This is a genomic window from Pseudomonas sp. UC 17F4 (genome assembly GCF_900101695.1).
GTDB lineage: Bacteria > Pseudomonadota > Gammaproteobacteria > Pseudomonadales > Pseudomonadaceae > Aquipseudomonas.
Map to the genome: position 1 here is coordinate 3,207,488 of NZ_FNKV01000001.1, position 11,711 is coordinate 3,219,198.

The following is an 11,711-nucleotide window of genomic DNA, read 5'->3' on the forward strand; positions in this document are numbered from 1 at the left end:
GAGCCGTACCAGGGGGCGGCCCAAGGATGAAAAAAAGTCAGAAACTGTTCAGCGCCAGCTTGCTGGCGCTGGCAATCAGCGGATGTGCGGTTACCAGCGAACCGATCGAGCGCAGCATCAGCGAGGAGCGCGCGCGCACCGACCTGGTCAGTATGTTCAAGGACCAGGAGCCGCTCAACGGCCCGCTGACCCTGCACCAGGCCATGGCCCGGGCGGTCAAGTACAACCTCGAATCACGCCTTAAGGTCATGGAAGAAGCCCTGGCCAAGCGCCAGGTCGACCTGGCGCGCTTCGACATGCTGCCACGCATGGCCATGGAAGCCGGCTACGCCGGGCGCAACAATGTCAGCGCTTCGAGCAGCCAGAGCGTGCAGACCGGTACCCAGTCCCTGGAGCCGTCGACCTCCCAGGACCGCGACCGTGAAGTGGCGGACCTGACCATGGTCTGGAACGTACTGGACTTCGGTGTCAGCTACGTCAGTGCCAAGCAGCAGGCCGACCAGCGCCTGATCCTCCAGGAACGGCGCCGCAAGGTCATCCACACCATCACCCAGGACGTGCGCTCGGCCTATTGGCGGGCGGTCGCGGCGCAGCGCCTGCTGACCCAGATCGACAGCCTGATGGGCCGCGTGGCCCAGGCCCGGGACAACAGCCAGCACATGAGCAGCCAGCGCATTGGCGACCCGGTGCAGTCGCTCAGCTACCAGCGTGCGTTGATCGAGGCGACCCGCCAGCTCGAAGAGCAGCGCCGCGCGCTGTCGCTGGCCAAGACGGAACTGGCGGCGCTGATCAACCTGCCGCTGAACACCGACTTCAGCCTGGCGCCGGAAGAGGGCTACACGGTGCCGCAGTTCAAGGGCGACTTCACGCGCCTGGAGCAACAGGCCCTGGCCAGCCGCCCGGAACTGCGCGAGCAGGACTACCAGGCGCGGATCAGTGCCGCCGAAACCCGCAAGGCCATGCTGCGCCTGCTGCCGGGGCTGGAGTTCTCGGCCGGCGGGCACTACGACAGCAACTCCTTCCTGGTCAACCAGAGCTGGGCGGATTACGGCGTCAAGGTGACCTGGAACCTGTTCAACGTGCTTTCGGCACCGGCGGCCATCAAGGTTGCCAAGGCCGGCGAAGACGTCGCGGCGGCGCGCCGCCAGGCGATGTCGATGGCGGTGCTGGCGCAGTTGTACGTGGCCAACGCCAACTACAACGAGGCCGCGCGGCAGTTTCGCACCAGCGAAGAGCTGGCGGCACTGGACGGGCAGATCGCCGAGCAACTGCGCAACCGCTACCAGACCCAGAACATTGGTGAGCTGGAGCTTATCCAGGGCGAGCTGAACAACCTGCAGACACAGTTGAAGCGCGACCTGTCGTATGCCGAATTGCGTAATGCCTATGCGCAGTTGTACGTCAGCTCCGGTACCGACCTGTTGCCGGACACCCTGCCGGACGGCAAGTTGGCGACCATTGCCTCGGCGCTACAAAACAGCGAGGCGCGCTGGGCACAGTGAGGCGATGCCTGGGTTCAGGGGCAGGGTCCGATCGCCTGGCCTTGCCAAAGCGCCCAGGCTGTCTCCCAACCCTGCTCGTGGGTTGCAGCCGGGATGATCACCCGTTGATTGCACCGGCTGGATGCCTGCGTGCCGCGAAAACTGGCGCTGATCTCGGCGCTGATCACCTGGTCGCGGCCGCCCAGCAGATGGCGCTGGGGCAATGCTACAAGGCGTTGGCGATAGACCATCGGGTCGAGCGAACCGTTCAGGGGCGACAAGCCTTTGAGCTGTACCCATAAGCCTGGATCAAGATTGCCGGCAAGGGTCTGGATCTGCGCGACATCGTCCCGTTGCGCGGCCAGCAGCACGGCCAATGCCGCACCACCTGAATAGCCCACCAACTCGAACTGGCGATTGCCAACGCGCTGCTTGAGCCGGTCCAGGGCCTGGCTGAGGCTGGTCACTACCTCCTGGGAAAAACGCCGATCGGTCCACAGCGCCGCCGTGCAGCCTGCAGCCGAGACAAACTGGCAGGGCCGGGCAAGGTAGGCGTTGGGGGCTGGATCATTGATCGCCAGGCGCGCCACCAGCAGGTTGCGCGGGCTGGGGTCGAGGCTCGGCTGGCTAGCCGTGGCCCAGGCATGGCCGTCGCCCTCCAGGTACACCCGCAGGCGCTCGCTGGGGCGTTGCTCAGACGGCGGCAAGAGGACCAGCGGGAACGCCTGGCCCGGCACGATTTGTATGTGGCGACCGTGCTGTTCAGCCAGCTCCTGCAGCGCTTGAAAGGGGGATTGGCAGGCACCAAGAAGGGCGCTGACCAGCAGCGCCCCCAAGGTTCGACCGACGCCGGCCCACGGGTGTGGGCCGGCAAGGTGTTGACTCATCAGAAGTCGTAACGGACTTTCGCCGAGAACACGTCGGCATCGAAGCCCGACTTGCCGATGTAGTCGTAGTTGACGCCCAGGGTTACCGCGCCCAGCTTGTAGTCGGCGCCCACGCCGGCTTCATAGCTGTCACGCGCCGCCTTGGCACCGCTGGTCACGAACGGCGTGCTGCCGAGCAGGAAGGTCGAGGTGCTTTTTGCTTCGTCAGCGGCGAAGTCGTGATACGCCATCAGCTTGGCTTGCGGCTCCAGGGTACCGGCGCCCAGGGCGACGCTGCCGGCCACGCGCAGGCCAGCACCGAGCTCGATGGCTTCATAGCGCTGGTCTTCGACTTTGAGCGCTGCCGAAGAGCCTTTTTCACGGTAGCCGTCGATGTTGACCAGGCTGTAGCGGGCCGCCAGGCGCGGTTCGACCAGCACTTGCGGGTTGATGTGATAGGTGTAGCCACCGACCAGGTTCAGGCCCAGCAGGTCGCTGTCATAGTCGGCCTTGGCTTGGGTGCCGGCAATGCTGCGCTTGCTCTGGTTGTCGTTGAAGCCGTAGGTCAGGCTGGCATCGACGAAGTAGTTGCCGTGCTCGAAACCGCCGTAGAGGGTGAAAGCATGGCTGTCGACTTCGGTCTGGTTGCCGCTTTTGCCGTTGACGTCGGTGTTGATGAAGCTGTACGCCAGGCCCAGGGTCAGGTTGTCGTTGAGCTTGCCATCGGCACCGACGGCGATACCGCGGCTGTAAGCGTTGTAGCCGGCCACGCCGTCACGCAGGTCCTGGCTGGCATCGCTGTACAGCGACTGCACCCAGACGCCAGCTTCCTTGAAGCCTTCACCCGAGGAGGCGCCGCGCAGCGAGCTGGTGCGGCTGCCAGTGACGTTGCTGACCAGGTTCTGGCTGGTGGTGGCCGCCTGGGTCGCGCCGCCGTTGGTTTCCGGGGTCAGCTCGGAGGCCAGCTTGGCGACCTGGGCTTCGTCGGCGTTGAGCAGCGCCTGCTTGAACGGATCGTTGTTGGCCAGCTTGGCGATCATGCCGTCGGCGGTCAGGCTGCCCAGGGCTTTCTGGCTGTTGGCCGAGCCACCCTGGTTGGTGATGATCTGTTCGACTTCTTCCTTGCCCTTGCCGGTGACCACGGCCACCACCTGGTTGTTGTCGACGGTGAAGCTGTCGACCTTGAGCAGCGCCGAGCTGCTGACCAGGTTGAGTTTGCCATTCGGGTCGACTGTTTCGCCGTCGGCGCCCAGCAGTTCGATCTGGCCGGCTTGGAGCAGGGTGTAGCGGCTGCCATTGGCGTTGAAGTCTTCGCCCTTGGCCGCCAGTTGCAACTGGGCGCCCTGGCCGAACTGAGTGGTGCCGCTGACCTTGAGCACGGCGCGGTTGGCGTCGGTGGCGCTGCTCAGGTTCAGGCCCAGGGCCGAGTTGCCGGCGACGTACAGGTTACCGTCGATGCTGGTGTGCGGGGCTTCGAAGGTCAGGGTGGTTTTCAGGTCGTCGCTGAGGCTGCCGACATCGATCCAGCCGCCGTCTTTCATGCGGATGTTGGCGCCGTCAGCGCGGCTGTCGGTACCGGTGAAGGAGGTGTCGCCTTCGATCTCGATGTTGCTCAGGTCGATCAGGTTGCCGACGATGACGCTGCCTTTGCGCAGGATCAGCTCGACCGGGCGGTTGCTTTCCGAGGCGTCGATGGCCTCGTCGGCAGAGATGATCGAACCGCTGTTGAAGATGTTGAAGTCGCCTTCGGCTTTGTACCAGGGCTGGGCACCCGGGCTGTCGAAGTCGCTGAAGCCGATGGCGATGGCGGCGTCTTCGGCGCGGATGGTGCCGGTGTTGACCAGGTGGTTGTTCATGCCGGTGAAGCTGGCGCCGTCGATGCGGATGCCCTCGGCGTCGTCGCCATTGGCAATGATGGTGCCGTGGTTCTCGATGCCGGCCAGGTCGACCATGTCGGTGTACATGCCCGAGCCGCTGGTGGTGGCGTCGATGCCGGTGGCGCCGGCGCCGGTGACCTCGATCAGGCCGCGGTTGATGACCTTGCCGACGATCTCGCCGCCTTCCAGGTTGATGCCTTTGGCATCTTCGCCCTTGGCGATGATCTTGCCGCTGGCGGCGTTGAGCAGGTCGCCCTTGATCACCGACGAGCCGGAGAAATCCACGGCGCGGGCAACATCACGGCCGCCGTCGTCGCTCAACGGCGCACCTTCGGCGTACAGCAAACCTTCGTTGATGACGCTACCGCCGATCTTGGCCGGGTCGATCATCAGCGCGTTGGCGCCACCGCCGATGGCAGAAATACTGCCCTTGTTGATCACGTCGCCGCCAACGCTGTTGGCCACCCACGGCTGCGTACCTTCCCACACGTCCATATCGACGCCGCCGGCGAAGTCGCCGGTGCTGTTGATGGTGGCGTTGAGAATCAGGTCTTTCTCGATGCTCGAGCCATTGAGCTCGATGGCATCTTCGTCGCTGCCGCCGCTGTAGGCGCCGTTGATCTCGAGGTTGCCGCTGTAGCGCTGGTGCTCGCTTTTGAAGCCGGCGTTGGTCAGTTGCACGGTTTCAGCGAGGGCGGGCAGGGCGGTGGCGGTTACGGCCAGGGCGAGCAGGGTTTTGCGGAACATCACGGGGGTCACGGTTCATTCCTTTAGCGGCGTTTTAAGTGCTTCGCTTCCGTGCGGGGCTGGACCTTGCGCTGACAAAAAGACAGGGCCACGCAGAAGAGCGCGGCGATGGTAAATTAGTTGACGTCAAAATGATATCACTTGGCTGTACAAGTGCTATTTGACCCGGAACGGTTGCGCCGCCATGAACGCCACCGGCAGCAGCGGCACGGCGAGGATCATCAACACGCCATCCGCAGTGACAGTGACCGGTGTCAGCAGCACCTGGGTGACCTTGCTCTTTTCCCTGTAGGCCGAAACCTGAAGGGTGTAGGTGCTGTTCAGCGTGTTGCCCTCCAGGGCGCTGATGTCCTTTCTCGCCTCGAATCGGCTGCCTTGAATTTTGTAGCGACGCACCAGGGCGTCCTGTTGCGTTGAGACCACAAAGCCCAGCGCTTTTGCCTCGTTGAACTCATGTGCCTGGAGTTGCGCAAGCCCGGGAATCCTGAGCTCGAACTCGCCGTCCAGGGTTTCATACATGCTGACGTGAACCGGCAGAAACTCGGCCTGCATCCTGGCATGCAACCCTGAGCGAATCGCCTGCAACAGCGCGGGTTCGACGAGGATGAAGTAATGGTACTTTTTGCCCAGCACCACAAAGCTCTTCTGGTCTGCCGTCACATAGAGCTGGCCAACCTGCTCGGTATAGACTTCATCGCTGGCTCGCGGCTCGTACAACTTGCTGGTCAGGCAGCCACTGATGCTGGCGATGGCCAGTGCAGACACTGCGGCCCTGAGCAATCGTGACCTGGGTGGGGGCTTGTGCATGTTTTATCCATTCCATGGAGGGACGTTGGTGGATCATAACCTGCAAGTGGTGCGATAGCGTCTAACAAACTGCGCAAGGCAGGCCCGCCACAACAGCGGGCCTGCTGCATGGGTCAGAGCTTGGGCAGTTGCCCGACACGCCCCATCATTTCCGTCACCACCTGCAGGTCCAGAAGGAACTGCTCCACCGTCTTGAACTCGTTGTCGTTATGCCCGGTGTACTTGACGTCGGGCATGGCCAGGCCGAACTGCACGCCGTTGGGCAGTTCATGCACCGAGGTGGCGCCTGCGGAGGTGCCGAATTCGTGCTTCATGCCCAGGTTCTCGCTGGCAACCGCCAGCAGCGCCTTGACCCACTCGCCCTCGGGGTTGCGGTACATCGGCTCGGCGATCGAGTAGTCGAAGGTCGGGCTGATGTGGCTCTGCTTGCTCCATGCATCCAGCTTGCCGGCGATTTCGCTCTTCAGGGTTTGCGGGCTTTTGCCCTTTGGCACCCGCAGGTTGACCGCCAGTTTCAAGGCTTTGTCATCGAGGCCAACGTAGGTCAGCGAGGTGGTCAGCGGGCCCATGAAACTGTCGGAGAAACCCACGCCCAGTTTGCCGCCCAGGTAGTCCAGGCCCCAGTTGTCGGCGGCGTAGCGAGCGGCGTCGGTGATGTGGTTGTGTTTGAGCGCAACCTTGCCATCAAGGCCGTTGATGAAGCCGAGCATCCGCGCCACCGGGTTGACCCCGGACTCAGGTTCAGAGGAGTGCGCCGAGACGCCAGTGACGGTCAGCTTTACATCCTTGCCGTCGACCTTGGCGCTGACCTCGAAATTGCCGCCATTGGCCTTGACGTACTCAGCGCCGGCTTTTTGCAGGCTGGCTGCCAGTTCGGCGGGCTTGTCGGTCACCAGGGTCGCCACCGAAGTCGAAGGGATCTGGTTGGTGGCCAGGCCACCGCTCAGGGTGGTGATTTCAGCGCCGTTGCCTTCGCCTGCGCGGCGGGCAAAGCTGGCCATGACCGTGCCGTAGCCTTTCTCGGCGATCACCACCGGGTAGCCACCGTCCAGCGCCAGGTTGTAGTTGGGCGTGGGGTTGCGTTCGAAGTAGTAGGGGATGGCGTCGCCGGTGGTCTCTTCGGTGGTGTCGACCAGCAGCTTGAAGTTGCGCGCCAGTGGCAGCTTTTCTTCCTTGATGATCTTCATCGCGTACATCGCCACGACGATGCCGTTTTTGTCGTCTTCGGTGCCGCGGCCGTACATGCGATCGCCAATCAGGGTGACCTTGAACGGGTCAAGGCGGGTGCCGTCCTTGAGTACCCAGTTCTCTGGCGTCACCGGTACTACGTCGGCGTGGGCGTGGATGCCGACCACTTCATCGCCTTTGCCTTCAAGGGAAATCTCATAGACACGGTTGTCGATGTTACGAAAGTTCAGGTTGAAAGCCTTGGCCAGACCTTTGATCTTCTCGGCGATCTTGATGAACTCGGGGTTGTCGTGCTGCTCGACGCCGTCGACCCGGAAGGTCGGGATGGCCACCAGCTCACGCAGGGTCTGGGTGGCCGCATCGCCGTACTTGACCCGCGCATAGATGCCCAGCAGGCGATGGATTTCGTTCTGTTGTTCAGCCGTCAGCTGCTGGTTGGCGAGGAAGGCGGCGATGCTCTGATCGAGTTTGTCGGCCTTGCCGAGTTCGCTTTTCGCCAGGCTGGCGAGGAACTGGCGGAAGTCCTTGACCGAAGTGTCGCTGAAGCTCTTGAGAATGGCCGCGCTTTGCTGTGGGGTGAGGTTGGCATAGGCAGGCGTGGTGATTGACGCCAGGCCAGCCAGCATCAAGGTGGCCGCAGCCAGTTTTTTCAGGGCGAAATTCATTGCGGGGGGCATTCCTTTGCAGGCAAATAATGAGAAAGGATGGGTGCAACAAAACATTTCCAAGCTACCACCATGAGGGCCTGGTACGGGAGTGCCTGAAGTGGGATGTGTCGCACAGAAACGTAAAAGCGACGCAGAAACGAAAAAGCGTCGGGAGGGAATGGCGTGGAGTTTTCAGTCAGCCGCGCACGGCTCGGCATCGAAGCAGGCCTCCAGTGCCTCGATGTCATCCGGGCGGGGCAGGCTGATCCGGTGCGTCAACGACAGGGTCATGGCATCGGTATCGATGTGCAGGGTGTCGGTGAACAGGGGCAGCGCCAGGACTTCGCCACTGCGCAGGTGCATCAGCACGAAGGGCCGGTGCGCGGGCAGTTCGACGCAGAGTTGGCCGTTGTGGCCCAGGGCTGGAGCCGTGAGGTTGAACAGTTCGATGCGCAGCCTGGCGGGAAGAAAGTCAATTTGCTGGTCGATAGGGGCAGCGTTCCAGTAGGCAAAGTCGAAGTCGGCGGGTAGCCCGGGCCAGGGCTTTGCCTGCCAGGCTTTGTTATAGGTACCGGCCAGGGCCAGGCGTGGTGCCCAGTCCCGGCCCACCACCCCGAAGCCTGCCGGGCAGTAACCGTAGGTGGCCGACAGCTGGGCCATGTCGGCCGCACTGATGTCGCCGTCCGGGTGGTGAGTGATGTGCAGGTGGGTCACCGGCCGCTCGAGTGTTTCGATTTGCGGCGCTGCCAGGCGTTGCAGTGGCGTTTGCAGGGACCAGGCGTGTTTTTCGTGACGCTTTTCGATCCAGCCCCGGCCCAGGGGGTTGCTGTAGCAGACCTGATGGAGCAGGTAGGGCTCGGCGCTGGTGCCCGGGTAGCCGGGGTTGGCCAACACGCTGCTGCCGCCAAAGGCATACTCCCAACGCAGCGGCACGCAGGTGGCCGGCTCCGCGGCAGACAGGCGCCAGCCGCTGAACAGACCGTGTTCAAAGTAGCGCGGGCCGCTGAAACGCAGCTGTTTGTCGAGCAGTATGTCGCACGCGGTTTCGCCCTGGGGCGCACTCAAGCGGATGCCGGCGGTCCAGGACGTTGCCGGTTCGCCGCCGGGGGCGTGGGCATGGCCGTTGACGATCACATCGCAGCGCGGTTTGAACGGCGCCAGGTCGCTTTCTTCATAGACACTGCTGCGGCCTTGTTCACCGAAGTAGCGATCGGCGGCGCAGAGCAGGGCCGGTTCCTCAGCCATCACTTCGGCACTGCAGTGCCCCGGCTGGCCGGCAATCGGCAGCAGGCGATAACCAACCTTGATGACCACCACGGGATGTTCGTTGCCCCGCGGGTCGAGTGCGCTGAAACACAGCGCGGCAAAGGGCGTCTGGTTGTGAAATTCCATCGTGGGTCCTTGAATTGATGTCGACATCCTTGCCGTTGATTGGGGTAGCGCTCTGAGCCTGAGGCTGAGGCTGCAGGGGACGCGTCAGGGGAATCTAGGTGGGTGGGGCTTGGTGCCTCAAGAGACGAGATGGAAATCAGAAGCGTCCTACATGGCTCTTTGCTTTTGTCTGTCAGATATGTCGGAGGAGATCTTGATTTTTGTTGACTAGGGGCTGTTTATTTTACGGGCATCAAGGTGCCGTCCGTGATTCCAGGTCCAGATCTTCAGGCCATTTCACCTTGGGCGCGAGGCGCCGGGCGAGATTGAAGGTGACCTTTTCGTTGTTCCAGTCCCGGGGCGGGCGAGGGAAGGCAGGGAGCGCCTGCGGTCCCTGCTGCATGAATAGTTGGGCCATGGCCCAGTACATTTCGCCTTGTAGAATGTCACAGGAAAACGGGAAGCGATCTAATACCTCGTTTGTACCTGGCTTAAGAACACTAATTGTTATGTTCTCTACTCTGGCTGTTCCAGGAACATAGCCTCTACAGGCTTCTGCGTGGAGGTCATCCCAATCGTATGCTACCGGGAGTACCCCCCAGGCAACTCGGCTAAAAGGAAGAAGACCATTATGGAAAAAACGGTATACATAGACTTTGCGACGGAGGCGGTTGAACCGAATAGGTTCGTCTCGGGGGGCTTCGGTGTCCATTCTCCAGATATAAGCGACTAGCCACAATCCAATGAGCGTAATTCCTAGTTCTGATATATATAAAATTGGAGGTAGGGCGGTGGGGCACTAAAGCTGATAAGGACAAAAAAATAAGCCTGTGCAATTGTTGTTGCAGCCATACACGCTGCACACCAAAGCCCGATTCCACGAATCCACGCCGTGGAGCTGGCAAGTTCCAGATATATGTCATTTACGTGATTTGGCGAATTCGCCAGCAATAGAGGGGAAGGCTCCATAGTTGGTGGCTGGTTCGGACGTGGCAGGTCGTACTTGCGCCCTGGAGCGGGGTTGTCGAGAAAGGGTGGACTATATTTCATAGCGTCGTCGAATATGTACATTGGAACGTGCTCTCTATGGCGTTTTGGTCGCGGCTTGTACGTTCTGCTTGGGCTGTAGCGAGTGGTTGTTGCAGTCAATGATCACCAAGTAGCAAGTCTCACAGGGGCGATATGGTCAACCAAAACCAGACGACTTTTTCGCCGTCGATGGTCGGCATAGGGGCCTCGTATTCGAAAAAGCGCTTGCTGCCAGTTTTGTACTCACATACCCATGTTCCAGGATATGGACACAGTGACCCACTGAGTACACGAAGCCCGAAGCCAAGCCAGCGCCAGCGCACAATCTGATCTGCATGAAGCGGGAGCAGATCATTCACGCGCAGTTCGCATGACACGCACGGGTCGCTCTCAAGTTCCCAGCGCCCTGCGCGAGGAGCTGGCTCATGGCTGTTGGCGTAACGAGCCGGTTCCGGCGGGGTCTGGTCGGGGTCGCGCTGCCAGATAACAAAGCCGTCATCCGACTCATTGCTCAAGTGGGGCAGGATGTCCCCCTGTTCAAACACTCGGCGGCTGTCCGCCTGGCCGACCATGCGCCAAACCCCGGCTTGGAGGCATGGCATACCGGCGACGGCGCATGCCGGTGCAGGGGGTAGAGTGCACGTCTTCGTCGGCAGCGCGCCAACGCGCATGAAGGGTGTAGGCCAGTCGCTGTCGGCATCAAAGCGGCCCATCCAGCGACGGCCGTCCGCGTCGGTGAAGCGCTCGTTGGGATCGCCGTCCCATTGACCAAATCCCAATAAGCCCAAGTCGTCGTAGCGAATGGGCTTTAACAATTTGTTCAACAGCATTGGCAACTCAGGCACGCCATACTCGGCGGGATAGAGCTCCGGTTGTTCGCCCAGTTCGATCCATAGGCCGCATTGCAATTCGGTGATACTGATGCGCGGATGCGCCAGGGCGTTGTGCACTTGCTCACGCGTCAGGTCAAGTTTCTCGCGCCAGGGGTCGGCGAGCAAAAAGGCCCACGTGGGCGGGCGAATGCCGTCGAGTAACTCGTTGTCCATCCCGTACGGGTAATCGATATCCAAGCCGTAGAACGCAGGTGTCAAGGCGCGCTCCCAGGTGGTGACGGCGGCACGTGTGCCGAACTCCAGCGGGTTGGCCATGGCAAAGCCGCTATAGACCTGGTCGGCTTTGAGCCGGTCGATGGTCTTGAGCACAAATGTGCGCCACGCCTCGCGGTTGTCCAGCCACCATTGCCAGCGGTAGTAAAAGACAATCGATGAATAGGCTGTTTTCCAGTCGGCCGCTTTGAACTTGCTGCGCCAAAAGTAGCCGGCCGTCGTCGGTGAAGAGGCATGGTTTTCTTCATCGGTGAACTCGAAGACAAAGTATTCGTACGGCTCAGTCTTGCTGGCCAGTTTTCTAAGGTCAGGGCGGTGCAATGCATCATAGCGACGAGGGCGTGCAGCGGCGCCGTGCATGAAGATGCTATAGGGGTACCCGGCCAGCTGTTCAAACTCCTCGTGAATATCAACTAACAGTGCTGAAATTTCTTTGTTTTCTTCTTCTTTGGGTAAGAAATAGAAGGTTATAAATGGGCTGATACTGTGCCGAGCCTCATCTGTCCCCCAATATGAATTTGGCCACTCCTTGAGTAAATCAATAAAGTCGCGGCGCTCTTCGTCATCAAATAGTTCGTGCGTAGTGCTCATG

At 61.3% G+C, this 11,711-nt stretch carries 8 protein-coding genes; 1 reads left to right on the forward strand and 7 read right to left on the reverse strand.

The window, feature by feature from the left end; genetic code table 11:
- Positions 1–26: 26 nt before the first annotated feature.
- Positions 27–1,502, forward strand: coding sequence for a TolC family protein (locus tag BLR26_RS14805; RefSeq protein WP_045194002.1), 1,476 nt, complete (start codon positions 27–29; stop codon positions 1,500–1,502).
- Positions 1,503–1,516: 14 nt separating this feature from the next.
- Here the strand turns inward: BLR26_RS14805 and BLR26_RS14810 are convergent, their stop codons facing one another.
- The 7 genes from BLR26_RS14810 to BLR26_RS14840 all read right to left on the reverse strand — a co-directional run bounded on the left by BLR26_RS14810 (position 1,517) and on the right by BLR26_RS14840 (position 11,710).
- Positions 1,517–2,368, reverse strand: coding sequence for an alpha/beta hydrolase (locus tag BLR26_RS14810; protein ID WP_093381803.1), 852 nt, complete (start codon positions 2,366–2,368; stop codon positions 1,517–1,519).
- Positions 2,368–4,971, reverse strand: coding sequence for an autotransporter family protein (locus tag BLR26_RS14815; RefSeq protein ID WP_093381805.1), 2,604 nt, complete (start codon positions 4,969–4,971; stop codon positions 2,368–2,370). The genes BLR26_RS14810 and BLR26_RS14815 overlap by 1 nt, the downstream gene beginning before the upstream one ends.
- A gap of 156 nt (positions 4,972–5,127) precedes the next feature.
- Positions 5,128–5,778, reverse strand: coding sequence for a hypothetical protein (locus tag BLR26_RS14820; RefSeq protein WP_093381808.1), 651 nt, complete (start codon positions 5,776–5,778; stop codon positions 5,128–5,130).
- A gap of 113 nt (positions 5,779–5,891) precedes the next feature.
- The gene (locus BLR26_RS14825) at positions 5,892–7,631 is read right to left on the reverse strand and encodes a dipeptidase (RefSeq protein ID WP_093381810.1); all 1,740 of its coding nucleotides are present in this window, start codon (positions 7,629–7,631) and stop codon (positions 5,892–5,894) included.
- Positions 7,632–7,805: 174 nt separating this feature from the next.
- Complete coding sequence (locus tag BLR26_RS14830; protein WP_093381817.1) at positions 7,806–9,005, reverse strand: DUF2169 family type VI secretion system accessory protein; 1,200 nt, start codon at positions 9,003–9,005, stop codon at positions 7,806–7,808.
- Positions 9,006–9,237: 232 nt separating this feature from the next.
- On the reverse strand, positions 9,238–9,723 hold the full coding sequence (locus BLR26_RS27495; RefSeq protein ID WP_309475557.1) for a DUF6708 domain-containing protein: 486 nt from the start codon (positions 9,721–9,723) through the stop codon (positions 9,238–9,240).
- A 430-nt stretch (positions 9,724–10,153) separates the two neighbouring features.
- Positions 10,154–11,710: a type VI immunity family protein gene (locus BLR26_RS14840; protein ID WP_093381822.1), complete on the reverse strand. Its 1,557-nt coding sequence runs from the start codon at positions 11,708–11,710 to the stop codon at positions 10,154–10,156.
- Between the last annotated feature and the right edge of the window lies 1 nt (position 11,711).